Origin of the sequence: Achromobacter sp. PD1, assembly GCF_048541815.1 — a bacterium.
In the GTDB taxonomy this organism is placed as follows: Bacteria; Pseudomonadota; Gammaproteobacteria; order Burkholderiales; family Burkholderiaceae_B; genus Achromobacter; species Achromobacter bronchisepticus_A.
In genome coordinates this window covers 3,468,768-3,487,488 of record NZ_CP183349.1, presented here as the reverse complement: position 1 = coordinate 3,487,488, position 18,721 = coordinate 3,468,768, and the positions used below count along the sequence as shown (strand labels likewise).

The window sequence follows — 18,721 nt, the reverse complement described above, 5'->3', positions numbered from 1 at the left end:
CGCGGCGGTTCAGTGGGCAGCGGGGGCGTCGTCCAGCGCGCGGGCTTCCGATTCCAGCATGACGGGGATGCCGTCGCGCACAGGGAAGGCCAGGCGGTCGGCACGGCAAACCAGTTCGGCTTGCTGCCGGTCGTGTTCGAGGCGGCCCTTGCACAGCGGGCAGACGAGGATGTCGAGTAGGCGGGATTCCATGACCGGAATTCTAAAGCAGTTTGCCGGGGGCCGGGCCGCGCGGCGCTACCAGGCGGACGGTTTGCTAGGCCCGGACTGGCTGGCGCAGCGCCTGCGCCAGCCAGTCGAATAGCTGGGGGTCGGAAAAGCCGGCGCGCACGGGCACTTCCCACAGGCGCGGATCGTCCAGGGCGGCGCATTTGATCGCGTCCTTGGACGTGACCAGGATGGCCTCGGCCGTGAGCGCCTGGAAGGGCGACTCGGCGTAATCGTGATGATCGGGCAGGGCGAGCGCGGTTTCCAGCTGGATGCCGGCGCCGCGCAGCGTGGTGAAAAAGCGTTCCGGATTGCCGATGCCCGCCGCCGCAGCGACGCGCGGCTGGCCGGCGAAGGCCGCCAGGGGGCGCGTGCCGCGGCCCGAGACCTGGCGCGTATCGCCCGGCTCCAGCCACATGCGGACTTGCCGCGGCCGGCCGCTGCTCGCGGCTTGCGGCTGGCCGTCGGGCGTGCCGATGTTCGTCACGACCACGTCGACCTCCCGCAACCGTTCGGCAGGTTCGCGCAAGGGGCCCGCGGGCAGCAGGCGGCCATTGCCCACGCCGCGCTCGTCCTGCACCACGATTTCGACATCGCGTGCCAGCGCCAGATGCTGCAGGCCGTCGTCCGAGACGATCACATCCACTTTGGGGTGCGCCTGCAGCAGGGCCTGGGCGGCCAGGGCGCGCTTCGGGTGCACGGAAACCGGCGCCCCGGTGGCGCGGGCGATCAGCGCGGGCTCATCGCCAAAGCGGGCGGCTTCGAGCTCGCCCAGCCCGACGCGGGCGTGCGGGCCGACCTTGACGCCGTAGCCGCGGCTGACGACCCCGGGGGTGTAGCCGCGGGCCCGCAACGCTTCGACGGTGGCGATGACCATGGGGGTCTTGCCCGTGCCGCCGACGTAGACATTGCCGATCACCACGACGGGAACCGGGGCGCGGTACGAACTGCGGGTACCGTCCAGGTAGCGCTGGCGCTTGCGCGCCACTTCCCAGGCGGTCAGCCTGGACAGCGGCAGCAGCAGATTGGAGAGCCAGCCGCCGCGCTGCCATTGGCGCGCCAGCAGCGTCGAGGCACGCTTGGCGGTCACCGGGTGGTCTGCGCGGCGAAGTTGACGCGGCCGATGCCAGCCAGCCGGGCGGCTTCCATGACGTTGATCACGGACTGGTGGGTGGCCTGGGCGTCGGCGTTGATGACGACCAGCGGTTCGGTCTTGCCGGCCGCGGCCTGGCGCAGGATCTCGGCGATCTCGGGGGGCGTGGAGACGTCGATGAGCGTGCCGTTGAGCGCGTAGCGCCCGTCCTGGCTGACGGCCACTTCCAGCGCCGGAGGCGTGTCCTGTTCCATCGAGGCCTGGGGCAGCGTCACCTTCAACTGGGTGAAGCGCGCGAAGGAAGTGGTTGCCGCCAGGAAGATCAGGATGACCAGCAGCACGTCGATGAGCGGAATCAGGTTGATGTCCAGCTCATCGCGCTCGCCGCGGGGGCCGCGGAAATTCATGAACGGCCCTCGCGCGTGGCGGAGCCGGGGGCGACCGCGCGCACCAGGCGCGACGCGGTCTGCTCCATGGCGCTGAGGTAGCCCTCCACGCGGCCGCGCAGATAGCGGTGCGCGATCATGGCGGGAATGGCGATGAGGATGCCGAAGCCGGTGTTGTACAGCGCCATCGAGATGCCGCGCGCCAGTTGCGCGGGATCGCCGCCGCCGGGGGTGTAGGAGCCGAAGATCTCGATCATGCCGACCACGGTGCCGAACAGACCCATCAGGGGCGCGACCACGGCGATGGTGCCGATGGCGGAGATGTAGCGGCTGAGGTCGTGGGCCACGGCGCGGCCGGTGTCCTCGACCACGTTGCGCAGTTCCTCGCGCGGCAGATGACGGTGACGCATCACTTCGGCCAGGATCCGGCCCAGCGGCGAGTTGCGCTCGAGGCGGTTGATCGCGTCGGGCGTGTCCTGGCGGTTGCGCAGCATTTCAGCCACTTGGTCGCTCAGGCCGCGCGGCATGACCAGGCCGCGGCGCAGGGAGAGGAAGCGCTCGAAGATCAGCGCCAGGCCCAGGACGGATGTCGCCAGCAGGGGCCAGATCGGCCAGCCGGCCTCGCGCAGTATGGAAAGCAAAGCGTTCAACTCCCGGGGGAACCGGTGCGCAAGGCGGCGCGGACCGGCATCTGATCAAGCCGAAACTGTAACGGTGCGGCGGGGGTGTGGCAAGTCGGTACGACCCCCAATCTATCCACAGATCTTGTGGATAATTCTGTGCAAAACTTCCCGGAATTGCTTGTGGGCACAGGGCTTGCACTTGTTTGCTTCAATTTCGAGCAGCTTGGATTTCAATAAATTCTTATAAAAAACAATGACTTGGTTCTAATTTGCTGGCTTTCGGGCCGGTTGGGGGAAATCTGCTGGGACGCGGTATGATTGCGGCCCGCTACGCGGCTCCTGTGGACAGGTATGCATCGGAAAGCCCCATGACAATTGAATCTACAGTCACAAACAACGTATTCGCGCGGGATATCCTGACGGTTGCCCAGCTGAATCAAGCTGTGGGGCAGTTGTTGGAGCGCAGCATCCCGGCGCTGTGGGTGCGCGGAGAGATTTCCAACTTCACGGCGGCGGCTTCCGGGCATTGGTACTTCACGCTCAAGGACAGCCGGGCCTCGGTGCGGGCAGTCATGTTCAGAAGCCGCGCCAGTGCGGTGGGTTTCACGCCGCGCGCCGGCGACCAGGTCGAAATCCGGGCCCGCGTGTCCCTTTACGAGCCCCGCGGCGACTATCAGCTGCAGGCTGACGCCATGCGGCGGGCCGGACTAGGCAATCTGTACGAGGCGTTTTTGCGCCTGAAGGAGCAACTGGCTTCCGAAGGCCTGTTCGATCCGGCCGCCAAGCGCGAACCCGTGCGCCTGCCGCGGGCGATCGGCGTGGTGACGTCCCTGCATGCCGCGGCGCTGCGGGACGTGCTGTCGGCGCTCGCGCGGCGCGCGCCCCAGGTGCCCGTGTTCATCTACCCGGCGCCGGTCCAGGGGGCGGACGCCGCCGGGCGGCTGGCCGCCCAGGTGCGCATGGCCAACCAGCGCGCCGAGGTCGATACGCTGCTGCTGGTGCGTGGCGGCGGCAGCATCGAGGATCTTTGGAGTTTCAACGACGAAGCCTTGGCCCGCGAAGTCGCGGCCAGCGCCATTCCCGTCATCAGCGGGGTGGGGCACGAAACGGATTTCACCATCGTCGATTTCGTTGCCGACGTGCGTGCGCCCACACCGACCGCGGCCGCCGAACTGGCCTGCGTGCCGCGCTCGGAACTGCTGGGCCGGGTCATGCAGGCGGCAGAGGCCATGACGCGCGGCCAGCAGCGCCGCCTGGAACGCGCGGCGCAGCGGCTGGACCGCGCCGCCGCGCAATTGGTGTCACCGGCCCAGCGCCTGGAGCATCAGCGCGAGCGCCTGAACAGCCTGCGCTTCCGTTTGGCGACCGCCTGGTCCGGGCCCCAGGAGCGGCGCGCGGCGCGCGTCAACCTGCTGACGCAGCGCCTGGCGCATCGCGTGCCCGATACCGGCCGCGCCGCCGACCGCCTGGCGGGCGCGGCGCGCCAGCTTGGCCAGGCGCATGCGCGGTTGCTGGTGCAGCGGCGCAACCGGCTGGCGTCTGCCACGGCGCAATTGCGCGCGCTGGATCCGGGCAACACGCTGGCCCGCGGCTACGCCATCGCGCGCGACGAACAAGGCCGCATCGTGCGGGACGGGGCCGCGCTGACGGCGGGGCAGGCGCTGGACCTGAGCTTCGCGCAAGGCGGCGCCGAAGTCGCGGTCACGCGCAGCCGCGAGACGCGCGAGGCTTCCTGAAAGAGGGCGGTCGCGCGCCCTTGAGGGCGCTGCCATGAGCACATGCTTCAGGTAATGAGCAGATGCGTCCCTTAACCCCGCGCGGGCGGGGGGTTAACGCGGTATCCTCAGTAGTTGCCGATACAATTGAACGGCTTGATCGTGCACTCAACAGAAGGAACCTCACATGGCACATACTCTTCCCCCCCTGCCTTACGAACTGGACGCACTGGCTCCGCACATCTCCAAGGAAACGCTGGAGTTCCACTACGGCAAGCATCACCAGACCTACGTCACGAACCTGAACAACCTGATCCCGGGTACGGAATTCGAAACGCTGTCGCTGGAAGACATCGTCAAGAAGTCCTCGGGTGGCATTTTCAACAACGCCGCCCAGATCTGGAACCACACGTTCTACTGGAACAGCCTGGCTCCCAAGGCCGGTGGCGCTCCGACCGGCAAGCTGGCTGACGCCATCAACGCCAAGTGGGGCAGCTTCGACGCTTTCAAGGAAGCCTTCAACAAGTCGGCCGCCGGCAACTTCGGTTCGGGCTGGACCTGGCTGGTCAAGAAGGCAGACGGCTCGGTCGACATCGTCAACACCAGCAACGCCGCCACCCCGCTGACCACGGCCGACAAGCCGCTGCTCACCTGTGATGTGTGGGAACACGCCTACTACATCGACTACCGCAACGCCCGTCCCAAGTACCTGGAAAACTTCTGGGCGCTGGTGAACTGGGAATTCGCGGCCAAGAACTTCGCCTGATAGGCAAAGCCAGGCCCGCCGCGGCGTCAGCGTCGCGGCTCCTGCTGAGCAACCCCTCGCGCAAGCGTGGGGTTTTCTTTTTTGTTCAGGAAAAATTCAGCCTGCGAAATCCCTGTCGATTGTCGAATTCATTGCGGGGAAATAACGAACAAACCGGCTTTTCTTCCGGGTAATCCCTAGGTTTGCCAACCACTATCGTTGGCCCCGGTCGGCGACTGAACCACGGGGTCCACGGCCGCGGCATGCCCGCGATAAACCGTGGTACTTACAGGGAAGGGAAGCATGTTGCGGTTATTTTCGGGTTTGCGCATCGGCGCGCGCCTGTCGGGCGCGTTTTTGCTGGTGGCGGTGATAGGCGGTGCGATAGGAGGCTTTGGGGTCTGGGGCCTGGCGCGCATCAATGAAATGAATGACCGGCTTTACGACACCGAGCTGCGCGGCATCTCGGACATCAAGGAAGCCAACATCAATCTGATCTACGCTGGCCGCGCCCGCACGGGCTACCTGGCCGCGTCCACGGACCAGGAACGCCAGTCGCTGCGCAAGCAGTTCGACGACGCCGTTGCAACCATGGACGACTTGCGCGAAAAGGCCGCCGCCAACTTCTATTCGGAAGAGGGCAAGCGCCTGCTGGCACAGTTCACCGAGACCGAGCAGGTCTGGAAGCGCGAATCCGCCGCTTTCTTCGCCGCCGCCCAGGCCCGGCCGCTGACCCAGGCCGACCCGCAAGTGGCCGCGATCGAGGCGCGCGTGATCGCCTCGTCGCAAAAGCTGGATGATCTGATGACGACCCTGGCGAAGGCCAAGGAAAACGTCGCGGCGCAAAGCGTGCAGGCGGGCACGGACCTGTATGAAACGCTGCGCGCCGTCATGATCGTCCTCGCCGTGGCCGGCGTCGCGATCGGCATGCTGCTGGGCTGGCTGGTGACGCGCGGCATCGTGCGTCCGCTGGAACAGGCCGTGATGGCCGCGCGCCAGGTCGCGGCCGGCGATCTGACGACCGACATCCAGGTTGCCACACGCGACGAAACCGGCGACCTGATGGGCGCGCTCAAGACCATGAACGCGAGCCTCGCGCGCATCGTCAAGGACGTGCGCGACGGCTGTGAGAGCATCGCCTCGGCGTCTTCGCAGATCGCCCAGGGCAACGCCGATCTGTCGCAACGCACCGAGGAACAGGCCTCGTCGCTGGAGGAGACCGCGGCCTCGATGGAGCAACTGACGAGCACCGTCCAGCAGAACGCCAACAACGCCAGCGAAGCTGACCGCCTGGTCAACCAGGCTTCCAGCGTGGCCGTGCGCGGCGGCGAAGTGGTGGAGGGCGTGGTCCAGACCATGAGCGCGATTTCCGACAGCTCGCGCCGCATCGCCGACATCACGGGCGTGATCGACGGCATCGCCTTCCAGACCAACATCCTGGCGCTCAACGCCGCCGTGGAAGCGGCGCGCGCGGGCGAGCAGGGCCGCGGCTTCGCGGTGGTCGCGGGCGAGGTGCGCACGCTGGCGCAGCGCTCGGCGGTGGCCGCGAAGGAGATCAAGGCCTTGATCGATGAGTCGGTCACGCGCGTCGAGGGCGGCACGCGCCAGGTCGACGAAGCTGGCCGCACCATGCGCGAAGTGGTGGACAGCGTGCGCCAGGTCGCCACGCTGGTGCGCGAAATCGCCAGCGCTTCGGAAGAGCAATCCGCCGGCATCGGCCAGGTCAACCAGGCCGTGGCGCAGATGGACACCGTGACCCAGCAGAACGCGGCATTGGTGGAAGAGGCGGCCGCCGCGGCGGCCAGCATGCAGGAACAGGCCACCCGCCTGGCCCAGGAAGTGCGCCGCTTCAAGGTCGAAGCAGGCGGCGGATCGGCGCGCGAAGCCCAGGTCCGTCTGGTGCAGGCGGTGCCCGCGGCGCCGCGCAAGACGGCCGCGCCCGCGGCGCGTCCCGCGCTGGCGCAGGCCTCGGACGACGACTGGTCGACCTTCTGATCCCGCGCTGTGGGCTGCCGGTCAGGTGGGAGTGGTAAGGTTAGCCACTTTCAACCGCGCCGGCTTCGCCCATGAACCTGCCCGACCCCCTACGCCGGCTGCTGGCCGGCCCGCGCCGATGGGCGCATCGCAAGGTGCGCCAGATCAACCGCCTGTCGCGCAAGAGCGTGCAGATGGGGCTGCTGCTGGGGGGCGCCGGCCTGGTGGCGCTGATGTCGCTGGGCTTCGCCTATCTGGCCGACAAGGCGCTGGAATGGAACCGCGAGTGGGTCGCCTACAACGGCTGGCTGGCCTTGCTGGTCCTGCCGCTGAGCCTGGCGGCCTTGCGTTGGCTGACCCTGCGCTTTGCGCCCAATGCGTCCGGCAGCGGCATTCCCCAGGTCATCGGCGCCTTGTCGCTGCCGCCGGGCGCCAGCCAGAACAGCCTGGTGGCGCTGGGGCAGACCCTCTGGAAGATTCCTCTCGCGTTCGGCGGCATGCTGGCCGGCGCCTCGATCGGCCGCGAAGGGCCGTCGGTCCAGGTTGGCGCCGCGCTGATGCTGGCCTGGGGCGACTTCTGGAAACGGCGCGGCGTGCAGCTGCGCGGCTTTCACGCCAATGAACTGATCGCTGCCGGCGCCGCGGGCGGCCTGGCCGCCGCTTTCAACGCGCCGCTGGCCGGCGTCATTTTCGCCATCGAGGAACTCGGGCGCGGCACCGTGCTGCGCTGGCAACGGCTGGTGCTGATCGGCGTGCTGGCCTCGGGCTTCCTGGTCGTGGCCGTGGTGGGCAACAACCCGTACTTCGGCGTGTTCGGCGGCGCGCCGCTGACCCATGGCATGGTGATGTGGGTGGCCATCTGCGCGGCGCTCAATGGCGCGCTGGGCGGCATATTCGCGCGCCTGCTGGGCAAGGGGGCGGCCGGCAGCGCGCCCCAGTCCTGGCGCGCCTGGATCCGCGCCCATCCGATCTGGACGGCCTTCATCATGGGCCTGATCCTGGCCGTGATCGGGCTGGCTACTGCCGGCAGCGTCTACGGCACGGGGTATGGCGTGGCCGCGGATCTGTTGTCGGGCAAGGACACCGCGCCCGCCAGCTTCGGCCTGGCCAAGCTGGCCGCGACGGTCGCCTCCTATTGGGCGGGCATACCGGGCGGCATCTTCACGCCGGCCCTGACCACCGGGGCGGGCATCGGCCATCACATCTGGCAATTGGCGGGAGAGGGCGTGGATCACCGCGTGCTGGTGCTGATTTCGATGGCCGCCTTCCTGGCCGCCGCGACCCAGGCGCCACTGACCGCCAGCGTGGTGGTCATGGAAATGACGGGCAGCCAGCCCATGCTGTTCTGGCTGCTGGTGGGCTCCCTGCTGGCCTCGGGCGTGTCGCGCCAATTCTGCCCGCAACCGTTCTATCACATGGCCGCCGGGCGTTTCCGCAGGCAGGCCATCGTCGACGCCGGGCGTGCCGCCAGGCCGCCTGCGGCGTGAGTCCGCAGGCCAGGTCCGCGCCTTGCCGCGGTGCACGCGGCGCGCACCGGCGTGGTGAACAGCCGTTGGACACTGTCCGTGCAGCGGACATCCCGCGTGCGCACCAACTTGGCGCGAAAGCGCTGCGTTAAGATCGGCCGATCCGGATTTTTTCTCACTGACTTCGAGCTTCCCATGACCGTGCATGCTTTCATTTGTGATGCGATCCGCACCCCCTTCGGCCGCTACGGCGGCGCGCTGGCTTCCGTGCGCCCCGATGATCTCGCTGCCGTAGCCATCAAGGCGCTGGTGGCGCGCAATCCCGGCGTGCGCTGGGAAGAACTGGACGACGCCATCATGGGTTGCGCCAACCAGGCGGGCGAAGACAACCGCAACGTGGCCCGCATGGCCACGCTGTTGGCCGGCCTGCCGATCGAAGTCCCCGGCGCCACCGTCAACCGCCTGTGCGGTTCGGGCCTGGACGCCATCGGCGGCGCCGCCCGCGCCATCCGCGCCGGCGAAGCCGGCCTGATGCTGGCCGGCGGCGTGGAAAGCATGAGCCGCGCGCCCTTCGTCATGGGCAAGGCCGACAGCGCGTTTTCGCGCAACGCCGCCATCTATGACACCACCATCGGCTGGCGCTTCATCAACAAGCTGATGAAGGCGCAATACGGCGTGGACTCGATGCCCGAAACGGCCGAGAACGTCGCCGACGATTTCAAGATCAACCGCGAAGACCAGGATCTGTTCGCGCTGGCCAGCCAGCAGAAGACCGCGCGCGCACAGAAGGAAGGCTTCTTCGACGCCGAGATCGTGCCGGTGTCGATTGCCCAGAAAAAGGGCGACCCGATCATCGTCAGCAAGGACGAGCACCCGCGTGAAACCACGCTGGAAGCGCTGGCCAAGCTGAAGGGCGTGGTCCGCGAAGGCGGCACCGTCACCGCCGGCAACGCCTCGGGCGTCAACGACGGCGCCGCAGCGCTGCTGCTGGCCGACGAAAAGGGCGCCGCCCGCCATGGCCTGACCCCGCGCGCCCGCGTGGTCGGCATGGCCACGGCCGGCGTCGCGCCGCGCATCATGGGCATCGGCCCGGCGCCCGCCACGCTGAAGGTGCTGGCCCAGACCGGCCTCACGCTTGCGCAAATGGACGTCATCGAACTGAACGAGGCGTTTGCCGCCCAGGGCCTGGCCGTGCTGCGCCAGCTGGGCATCGCCGACAACGACCCGCGCGTGAACCCCAACGGCGGCGCGATCGCCCTGGGCCACCCGCTGGGCGCCAGCGGCGCACGCCTGGCCACCACCGCAATCAATCAGCTGCACCGCACTGGCGGCCGCTACGCGCTGTGCACCATGTGCATCGGCGTGGGCCAGGGCATCGCGCTGATCATCGAACGCGTGTAATCGCCTGGCGCGCAGCAGCTACGCTGCGCGCTGGAACGAAAAGGGAGCCTGCAAGGCTCCCTTTTCATGTCTGCCGGCAGGCTTGCCTCAGGGCAGGCCGTCCAGTTTCTTGCCGGCCTGGATGCCGTGCCGTTCGAACCAGCCCTGAGCCATCTCCAATGCGTAGCGCACCGGCTTCTTGGCGCAGTGCGGGTCTTCGGTCTGTGGCGCCATGTCCTCAATGTTGACGATCGTGCCATCGTCGGCGATAAAGGCAATCGAGAGCGGCAGGATGGTGTTGCGCATCCAGAAGCACTGCACGTCGGGCTGTTCGAAGACGAACAGCATGCCGTCGTTGCCGGGCAGCTCCTTGCGGAACATCAGGCCGTCGCGGCGGGTCGCTTCCGTGTTCGCGACTTCTGCGCGGATAATATGGATGCCGGCCGAAAGCTGGGTGGTGGGTAGCGGGGCTTGCGGGCCTGTCTGCTGCGCGCCGGCCGCTGCGGGCAGCGCCATTGCGATGGCTGCCAGGGCGGGAGCCAGGGCTTTCGGCAGGAGGTTTCTGAAGAACGCTGTCTTGAACAACGTGAGGCTGACAGGATTTAAAACGGCGTTCTTGGGCATGACCTGGCGCAATGAATGAAAAATAACAAGGCGGGGCCCGAAAGCCCCGCCTGAATAATGGCGCAACCTTACCGTTGCGCTTTAAGGGTAACTCAGGCAGCCGTGATATTAAGCGCCTGTTTGCCTTTGGGCCCCTGAATAATCTCGAAGGCCACTTTCTGGCCTTCTTTCAGGGTTTTAAAACCATTCATCTGGATGGACGAAAAATGGGCGAACAGATCTTCACCGCCGTCGTCGGGCGTAATGAAGCCGAACCCCTTTGCATCGTTGAACCATTTGACGGTGCCCGTCGATTTGGGATTGTCCCCTTGGACGGCGGTTGCGGTCGTATCAGACATGCGGACTGCCTCATTGAATCGTATGTTGACGAAGGGCATCGCGGCCTAGACCCCTGTCCCCCCTCCGGCTTCCTGGCAGATTTTCGGTGCTTTGAAAACCCCAGAATGCGTGGATAATGCGCCGCTTTTCTTTGCGGCGTCAAGTATGGAAACTACGCATTTCTACGTGTAATTTTCCGTAAGTTACACGCTAGCCGTCCCCCGTTTAAATAGAATAGCGGCCCTATGAGTTCTACCTTGGATACCCAGCATGATTTGGCCGTCGAGAAGGCTCCGGCGCGCGCCGCGCCGCCTCCGATGTACCAGGTCCTGCTGCTGAACGACGACTACACCCCAATGGAGTTTGTCGTGAAAGTACTGCAAAAGTTCTTCAATAAGAATCACGAAGAGGCTACGAGGATCATGTTGCAGGTGCATCACGAAGGGCGTGGTGTATGCGGGGTTTATCCCCGGGACCTCGCCGCCACGCGCATTGCGCAAGTGGCCCAATACGCGCGGGCGCGCCAGCACCCCCTGCAATGCGTGATGGAACCCGTCTGAACCCCAGAATCAATGCGCCGCCTGTCATGGCGGCGTTGTGTTGTCCGGTTATTTTGTTTTGATAGGCAGTATCCGCGTACCCGAGAAGCGCGCGGAATGATCAGGTCGGCAGCTCCGCCGCTTAGGAGCGGTGCGTCTGCATTTGAGTAAGCGGGAGATTTACCGTGAGTGGAAAGATAAGCAAGGCCTGGCTGGCGACAGCCGGGGTCGTTGTATTGGCCGGCGCCATCGGCGTGGGCTGGTGGATGGGCAAGGAGCGTCAGCCCGCCAATCCGGCGCCAGCCGTCGTGTCGCAGCCTGCGGCCACGGCGGGTGGCGGCGATGCCAAGCCGGCATTGCCCGCCAGCGCGGTGGTCGGCGCGGCCGACCCGTTTGCCGCGCTTTCCTGCCAGCCGCGCCAGTACAACGATACGCTGGCGCTGGCGGTGACCTTCACGCAGCCGGTGGACGCCAAGTCCGACCTGGACAGCTATCTGCAAGTGACGGACACGGGCTCGGCTTCCGACAAGGACAGCGAATCGGCCGCCAGCAACGGCGACCAGCCCGCCTCGGTCCGGCCGGGCGACTCGGCGCCCAAGGGCAAGATCCTGAAGGGCAACTGGGTGGTGGGCGACAACCCCCGCATGGTCTATTTCCCCTACGTGCAACCGCAGCGTTCCTACGCGATCTCCGTGCGTGCCGGGCTGCCCGGCGCGGGCGGCATCAAGCTGGCGGAAGCGTCGAATTGCGAGGTGAACACGCAGGCCATGCCGCCGTCGTTCTATTTCGCCAGCCGCGGCGTGGTGCTGCCGGCCGGCCAGAATGGCGGCCTGCCCGTGGCCACGGTGAACGTCTCCGAAGTGGACGTGCAGTTCCTGCGCGTATCGCCTGAGCGCGTGCCTGAACTGTTCGACACCGTGCTGGGCATCGGCCGCAGCACCGGCTCCGGAGAAGAGGAAGACAGCGGCGACGAAGAAGACAACTGGCGCTATTCCGACAACCGCAGCCTGAAGGGCTCGGTCAGCAACTGGGACCTGGACCGCCTGAACTCGCTGACGACCAGCGTCTATCAAGGCCGTTTCGTCACCGACGACAAGCCCAACCGCCGCCATGTCACATTCCTGCCGGTCGAAGGCATCAAGGAACTCCAGGAGCCCGGCATCTACTTCGCGGTGATGAGCCAGCCCGGCCGTTTCCGCTACGAGTACCAGGTGACGTATTTCTACGTCAGCGACATCGGCCTGCACGCGCGCCGCTACAGCGACCGCATCGAAGCCTATTCGGTATCCCTGAAGAGCGGCACCGCCATCTCGGGCGCCGTGTTCGAACTGGTGGACGGCGCAGGCAAGTCGCTGGCCAAGGCCGCGGCCGACGGCCAGGGCCATGTCCGCTTTGACGGCAGTTTCGCCAATGCGCGCGTCATCCGCGCCTCGCGCGACAAGGAAATGACGGTGCTGGCCCTGGGCGAACCCGCCCTCGACCTGTCCGAATTCGACACCGGCGGCCATGTTTCCCGCCCCAACAACCTGTTCGTCTACGCCGGCCGCAACCTGTACCGCCCCGGCGAAACCTTCAACGTCTCGGTTTTGCCGCGCGACCTGGACGGCCGCATGCTGGCGCCGTCGCCCCTGACCGCCACCATCAAGCGCCCCGACGGCCGTACGGTGCTGAGCACCTTGTGGCAACCCCAAAAGGATCTGCCCGGCTATCTCGAGCGCAGCATCGATCTGCCGCTGGACGCGCAGACCGGCACGTGGCTGCTGGAATTGCGCGTGGACCCCGCGTCGCGCGCGCCGGACGCGTCCTGGAAGTTCCAGGTCGAGGAATTCCTGCCCGAGCGCATGAAGATGGCGCTGACCTCCGACCAGGAGGTGCTGTCGCCGGAGGAAACGCTGACCGTGGACGTGCAGGGCGATTATCTCTACGGCGCGCCCGCCGCCGGCAACCGCCTGCTGTCCAGCTTCCAGGTCAAGCGCGACCGTTTTGCGCTGCCCCAGCAATGGCCTGGCTTCATCTTCGGCGACGTTGCCGACGATGCCCGCCGTCATTTCGAGGAACTGCCCGAAACGGCCCTGGACGACAAGGGCCGCGGCCAGCTCGAGGTCGATCCGCGCACCGGCGGCACGCGTTCGCCGATGAAGGTGAGGGTGTCGGCCAGCCTGCTGGAATCCGGCGGCCGTCCGGTGGTGCGTTCGATCGAGCGCAGCGTCTGGCCCGCCGACCGCCTGATCGCCGTGCGTCCGCAATTCGACGGCGACGTGGCCCGCGAAGGCGCGCCCGCCGGTTTTGAAGTGCTGCGCGTCGACGCGCAGGGCAAGATTGCGCCGCTGGCGCAGGCGCAGATGCGTCTGTACCGTGAAGATCGCCAGTACTACTGGCGTTTCGACGACCAGCGCGGCTGGAACAGCGGCTACACCGAAACCGAGGAATTGCTGGATTCGCGCGAGATCGCGCTGAACGACCGCTCCCAGCTGACCGTGCCCGTGAAGTGGGGCCGCTATCGCCTGGAAATCGCCGATCCCGAAACCGGCCAGACCCTGCGTTACCGCTTCTACGCGGGCTGGAACGCGCAGGACTCCGACGCCATGGGCAATCGTCCCGACCGCGTGCAGATGAAGCTCGAAGGCGTGCCGGCCAAGCCGGGCGACACGGTCAAGCTGACCCTGACGCCGCCGCATGACGGCCAGGCGCTCATCACCGTGGAAGGCGACCGCATGCTGTGGTCCACCTGGGTGGCCGTGAAAGCGACCGGCACGCAGGTCGAGATTCCGGTCGACAAGAGCTGGAAGCGCCACGACCTGTACATTGCAGCCGCCGTGTTCCGTCCCGGCAGCGAGGGCGACCGCGTGACGCCGGCGCGCGCGCTGGGCCTGACCTTCCTGCCCATCGCCAGCGCTGACCGCAAGCTGGACGTAAAGCTGACGGCGCCGCCCAAGGCAGTGCCCGAGACCAAGGCGACCGTGCGCGTCAAGGTCGACGGCGCTTCGGGCAAGCAGGCCACCGTGACCCTGTCGGCGGTGGACGTGGGCATCCTCAATATCAATCAGTACAAGACGCCCGACCCGCTGGACTACTTCTTCGGCAAGCACCGCTACGCGCCCGAATTGCTGGACATGTACGGCAAGCTGATCGAGAAAATGGACGGCACCAAGGGCAAGCTGAAGTGGGGCGGCGACGCCGCCATGCGCGGCGACAGCAAGAGCCTGCCCAAGAAGGTCAAGCTGGTGGACCTGTTCTCCGGTCCGGTCAAGCTGAACGAGCAGGGCGAGGCGGACATCCCGCTGGACCTGCCCGACTTCAACGGCACGCTGCGCCTGATGGCGGTGGCCTTCACGCCCGACAACTACGGCAGCACCGACACCGAAATGGTGGTGGCGGCGCCCATCGTGGCCGAGCTGAACACGCCGCGCTTCATTACTCCGGGCGACCAGGCAGCGATCGCGCTGGACGTGACCAACCTGAGCGGCGCCGAACAGAAGGTGACGGTCAAGCTGGAAGCGCTGGACCCGCTGGCCATCGTCGACGGCGTCAAGACCGTGACCTTGAAGGACAAGCAGCGCACCACGTTGCGCTTCACCGCCGCCACCACCGGTTCGTACGGCCTGGGCCTGATGCGCCTGACCGTCGACGGGCAGGGCGGCGGCAAGCCCGTGCGCATCGTGCGCGAATCCGTGCTGCAGGTGCAACCGGCCTACGCGGCCGAGCGCCAGGTGCGCCGCCTGCGCCTGAATCCGGGCGAAGCCAACGCGCCGCAGGCGTCGTGGATCGCTTCCTACTATCCGGACTCGACCACGGTCAGCATGACGGTTTCGAACCGTCCGCCGATCAACGTCAACCGCCTGGTCGAAGGGCTGCTCAACTATCCCTACGGCTGCACCGAGCAGACCATCAGCGCGACCCTGCCGTGGGTCATGCTGGATGAGGCCGCGGCCAAGCAGTTCGGCCTCAAGCCGCGTACCAAGGTCGAGCGCGACGCCAAGGTGGCCGGCGCGATCGGCCGCCTGGCGGGCATGCGCAATGCCGCCGGTTCGTACAACCTGTGGAGCAGTTCGTCCTCGCGCGACGTGTGGCTGACGGCCTACGCCGTCGGCTTCATGCAGGACGCCCGCGACAACGGTTTCGAAGTGCCCGAGGCCTCGCTGGACCGTTCGCGCCAGTGGCTGCTGGAGCAGGTGCAGCAGAGTTCCGGCGCATTCGGCACCTGGTCGGCCAACCTGAAGCGCGGCGTCGAATCCGGACGCTACGATTCCAGCGACGCCAACATCCTGCGTGAGGACCACCGCCGCTTCGCCGGCCTGGCCACTGCCGCGCTGGCGCTGGCGCGCGACAAGAAGGCGCCGCTGTCCACGGTGCGCCAGCTGTACGACAACTACCAGGAGCGCGCGCGTTCGCCGCTGCCGCTGATCCAGCTGGCGGCTGCGTTCAAGCTCATGGGCGATGAAGGGCGCATGAAGAGCGCGCTCGACCAGGCCGTGGCGCGCGAGTACGGTCTCAACAACCGCCGCAACTCCGGCTATTACGACGAATGGCTGGGCGACTACGGCAGCGGCGTGCGCGACTACGCGCTGGCCTTTGCGATCGCCGACAAGTACGAGCTGCGCCACGAGCGCCTGGACAACCTGCTGACGCAGTTGGCCAGCCGCCTGGGCAACCGTTCGTACCTGTCGACGCAGGAACAGATGTCGCTGTTGCTGGCCGCCCGCGCCCTGGGTGGCGACAAGGCCACGCCCTGGTCCGCCACGCTGACCGTCAACGGTTCCACCAAGGCGCTCGCCGGCGGCACCAGCGACCAGACCGTGTCGCTGTCGGCGGCCGACCTGGCCGGCGCGCAGCTGCTGAACACCGGCAACCAGTCCCTGTTCGTCGAATACGACATCCAGGGCAGCCCGACCACCGCGCCCGCGCCGCGCAACGACGTGATCCAGCTCAAGCGCGGCTGGTACCGTCCGGACGGCCGTCCGTGGGATGGCGGCAGCCTGCAGACCGGCGATATGCTGGTGGTGTGGGTGCAGGCCAGCGCCAACCAGAACATTCCGGATGGCTTGCTGGTGGACCGCGTGCCGGCGGGTTTTGAAGTCGAAAACCTGAACCTGTCGCAAAGCCCCGAGATGCAGGAATGGACGATCGGCGGACGCCGCGTGGCCGAAGCCATGTCCGATCCCAACATCAAGCACCGCGAGTTCCGCGACGACCGCTATGTGGCCGCGGTGTCGCTGGGCCGCGGCAAGGTGGACGTGTTCTATCTGGTGCGCGTCGTGACGCCGGGCCGCTACGCGGTGCCGTCGACGGTGGCCGAAGATATGTACCGGCCTGAAATCCGGGGTGTAGGCGAGCAATGGAGCACGGTAGAGATCCGCGACCGCGGCGCCAAGCGTCCTTGACCCCCGCCGCCACCCCCGTGGCGGGCGCCTCGCGCGCCCGCCGCTGGCGGCGGCGCGGAATCTTCGCGGCCAGCGCGTTGTTTGCGCTGGCCGCGTTGTTATTCACGCTGGACCGCCTCTATCCCTTGCCGCCCGTGGATTCGGGCGGCGCCGCCGTGGTCGTGGCCGCGGACGGCACGCCGCTGCGCAACTATCCCAGCCGCGACGGCATCTGGCGCTATCCGGTCAAACCCGACCAGGTGTCCGAACGCTATCTGGAAACGCTGCTGACCTACGAGGACCGCTGGTTCTACTGGCACCCGGGCGTCAACCCGGTGGCGATGGCGCGCGCCGGCTGGCAATGGGCCACCAACCGCCGTATCGTGTCGGGCGGCTCCACCCTGACCATGCAGGTTGCGCGGTTGATCGATCCGGAACTGGCCGGCAAGCCCTCGCGCTCGATGTCGGCGAAGCTGCGGCAGGCCTGGCGCGCCATCCAGCTGGAAATGCACTACAGCAAGGACGAGATCCTGTCGCTGTACCTGACCCACGCGCCCATGGGCGGCATCGTCGAAGGCGTGGAGATGGGCTCGCGCCTGTGGCTGGGCAAGCCGGCGCGCGACCTGAGCCCGGCGGAGGCGGCGATGCTGACCGCCTTGCCGCAGGCGCCGTCGCGCCTGCGGCCGGACCGTCATCCCGAGGCCGCGCAGGCCGCGCGCGACAAGGTGCTGGACCGCATGGTCGAACTGGGCCGCTGGACCCCGGCCGAGGTGGCCGACGCCAAGATCGAGAACGTGGTTGCGCCGCCGCTGCGGGCGCGCTGGCTGGCGCCCCTGGCCGCGCAGCGCCTGCTGCAGGAAGCGGGCAGCCAGCGCAAGGCCGGCCGGCGCCCGGGCGAGCGGCCCGCCGTGATCACGTCCACCCTGGACGCGGACATGCAGGCGGCGGTGGAGCGCATGCTGCAGGACCGGGTGGACGGCCTGCCGCCCAAGGTATCGATGGCCGTGTTGGTGATGGACAACGATACGCTGGAGGTCAAGGCCTATGCCGGCTCCGCCGACTTCTCCGACGAAAGCCGGGCCGCCCACGTGGATATGGTGCGCGGCGTGCGTTCGCCGGGCTCCACGCTCAAACCCTTTCTGTACGCGCAGGCGCTGGACGAAGGCCTGATCCACTCCGAAAGCCTGCTGATCGACGCGCCGATGTCGTTCGGCGGCTACGCGCCGGGCAATTTCCAGGCCGCGTTCGCCGGCCCGATCAGCGTGGCGCAGGCCCTGCAGCGTTCGCTCAACGTGCCGGCGGTGGACCTGCTGGATCGCGTCGGGCCCAGCAGTTTTGCCTCGGTCATGCTGGCCGGCGGGGTGCGGTTACGTTTGCCCGCGGGCGCGGAACCGAATTTGAGCTTGATTTTGGGCGGGGGCGGCACCACATTGGAAGAACTGGTGGGCGCTTACCGGGCCCTGGCCCGCGGGGGCGTCTCCGGGCGGCCCCGGCTGCGGCCGGAGCAGCCGCGGGTCGAGTCCCGTATGATGAGTCCTGGGGCGGCCTGGATCGTCCGTGACATTCTGGAGAGCGGCGGCCATCCTGACCGGCCGTTCTACCAGTCGGGCAGTCCGGCGCGGCAACTGGCCTGGAAAACCGGGACCAGTTTCGGATTCCGCGACGCCTGGGCCGTTGGAGTGACCGACAGGTGGACGATGGGCGTCTGGGTCGGCCGTCCGGATGGTACGCCCAACCCCGGATTTTTCGGGGCAAACGTGGCGGCGCCGCTACTGCAGGATATCGTGGCGGCCTTGCCGGAAGGCGCTCAGCAGGTCCGCGTCAGGCCCGGAACGGTGCAGGCCGCGGTGACATGCTGGCCCCTGGGTTACAAGCTCGGCAGCGTGCCGTCCGGCGAATGTCCGGAGCAGCGCGCGGCCTGGGTGCTGAATGAAACGGCGCCGCCGTCCTTTGCCGGCTACGCCGATGCCTCGCGCGGACCGCTGCGTCTGGGCGGCGTGGCCAGCGGCTCGGTGCTGCGGCCCGTGCCGGGCGGGCGCGAAGTGGCGCTGGATGTGGATGTGCAGGGAACAGAAGGCGAAGTATGGTGGATGCTGGACGGGCGCGTGGTTGGCCACGGCGCGTCGGGTCATCCGTTTAAATTAGTGTTGGCCATGGACGGCCGGTATACGCTTACCGTCATGGATGCGCAAGGCCGTCACGACAGAGTGGTTTTTGAAATCTCTGGCGTTACGCCATGATCGGCATAGAATATGAATCGTGTATTTGCCCGCTTCGATGCGTTACGGAGG

At 67.3% G+C, this 18,721-nt stretch carries 14 protein-coding genes; 8 read left to right on the top strand and 6 right to left on the bottom strand.

Going from position 1 to position 18,721, the window contains the following annotated elements:
* Window positions 1-9: 9 nt before the first annotated feature.
* From ACM1PE_RS16480 to ACM1PE_RS16465, 4 genes are all read right to left on the bottom strand, one after another.
* Complete coding sequence (locus tag ACM1PE_RS16480; protein ID WP_059379885.1) at window positions 10-192, bottom strand: Trm112 family protein; 183 nt, start codon at window positions 190-192, stop codon at window positions 10-12.
* A gap of 64 nt (window positions 193-256) precedes the next feature.
* On the bottom strand, window positions 257-1,297 hold the full coding sequence (gene lpxK, locus ACM1PE_RS16475; protein WP_419343803.1) for a tetraacyldisaccharide 4'-kinase: 1,041 nt from the start codon (window positions 1,295-1,297) through the stop codon (window positions 257-259).
* Window positions 1,294-1,707: an ExbD/TolR family protein gene (locus ACM1PE_RS16470; protein ID WP_306636822.1), complete on the bottom strand. Its 414-nt coding sequence runs from the start codon at window positions 1,705-1,707 to the stop codon at window positions 1,294-1,296. Before ACM1PE_RS16470 ends, lpxK begins: the two co-directional genes overlap by 4 nt.
* The gene (locus ACM1PE_RS16465) at window positions 1,704-2,327 is read right to left on the bottom strand and encodes a MotA/TolQ/ExbB proton channel family protein (RefSeq protein WP_419343802.1); all 624 of its coding nucleotides are present in this window, start codon (window positions 2,325-2,327) and stop codon (window positions 1,704-1,706) included. The genes ACM1PE_RS16470 and ACM1PE_RS16465 overlap by 4 nt, the downstream gene beginning before the upstream one ends.
* 350 nt (window positions 2,328-2,677) lie before the next feature.
* Here ACM1PE_RS16465 and xseA point away from each other — a divergent pair, with 350 nt between their 5' ends.
* From xseA to pcaF, 5 genes are all read left to right on the top strand, one after another.
* Window positions 2,678-4,045 (top strand): exodeoxyribonuclease VII large subunit, encoded by a 1,368-nt coding sequence (gene xseA, locus ACM1PE_RS16460; protein ID WP_118932827.1) that lies wholly within the window; start codon window positions 2,678-2,680, stop codon window positions 4,043-4,045.
* Window positions 4,046-4,211: 166 nt separating this feature from the next.
* Complete coding sequence (gene sodB, locus ACM1PE_RS16455) at window positions 4,212-4,790, top strand: superoxide dismutase [Fe] (RefSeq protein ID WP_013394768.1); 579 nt, start codon at window positions 4,212-4,214, stop codon at window positions 4,788-4,790.
* Window positions 4,791-5,072: 282 nt separating this feature from the next.
* Window positions 5,073-6,764 carry a methyl-accepting chemotaxis protein gene (locus ACM1PE_RS16450; protein ID WP_059379880.1) on the top strand — a complete coding sequence of 564 codons (1,692 nt, stop codon included), beginning with the start codon at window positions 5,073-5,075 and terminating at the stop codon, window positions 6,762-6,764.
* A gap of 71 nt (window positions 6,765-6,835) precedes the next feature.
* Entirely contained in the window at window positions 6,836-8,230 is a 1,395-nt protein-coding gene (locus tag ACM1PE_RS16445) for a chloride channel protein (RefSeq protein WP_059379879.1), read from the top strand.
* A gap of 174 nt (window positions 8,231-8,404) precedes the next feature.
* Window positions 8,405-9,610 carry a 3-oxoadipyl-CoA thiolase gene (gene pcaF / locus ACM1PE_RS16440; protein WP_059379878.1) on the top strand — a complete coding sequence of 402 codons (1,206 nt, stop codon included), beginning with the start codon at window positions 8,405-8,407 and terminating at the stop codon, window positions 9,608-9,610.
* A gap of 87 nt (window positions 9,611-9,697) precedes the next feature.
* On the opposite strand, the gene ACM1PE_RS16435 is transcribed toward pcaF, so the two are convergent.
* Entirely contained in the window at window positions 9,698-10,213 is a 516-nt protein-coding gene (locus ACM1PE_RS16435; protein WP_059379877.1) for a DUF192 domain-containing protein, read from the bottom strand.
* Window positions 10,214-10,305: 92 nt separating this feature from the next.
* A complete protein-coding gene (locus tag ACM1PE_RS16430; protein ID WP_006220277.1) occupies window positions 10,306-10,551 on the bottom strand; it encodes a cold-shock protein in 246 nt (81 codons plus the stop codon).
* Between the two features lie 225 nt (window positions 10,552-10,776).
* Here ACM1PE_RS16430 and clpS point away from each other — a divergent pair, with 225 nt between their 5' ends.
* From clpS to pbpC, 3 genes are all read left to right on the top strand, one after another.
* Complete coding sequence (clpS, locus tag ACM1PE_RS16425) at window positions 10,777-11,091, top strand: ATP-dependent Clp protease adapter ClpS (protein WP_006383989.1); 315 nt, start codon at window positions 10,777-10,779, stop codon at window positions 11,089-11,091.
* Window positions 11,092-11,255: 164 nt separating this feature from the next.
* Window positions 11,256-16,451: an MG2 domain-containing protein gene (locus tag ACM1PE_RS16420; RefSeq protein WP_419343800.1), complete on the top strand. Its 5,196-nt coding sequence runs from the start codon at window positions 11,256-11,258 to the stop codon at window positions 16,449-16,451.
* Window positions 16,448-18,670, top strand: a complete 2,223-nt coding sequence (gene pbpC / locus ACM1PE_RS16415; protein ID WP_419343799.1) for a penicillin-binding protein 1C — start codon at window positions 16,448-16,450, stop codon at window positions 18,668-18,670. Before ACM1PE_RS16420 ends, pbpC begins: the two co-directional genes overlap by 4 nt.
* Window positions 18,671-18,721 lie beyond the last annotated feature (51 nt).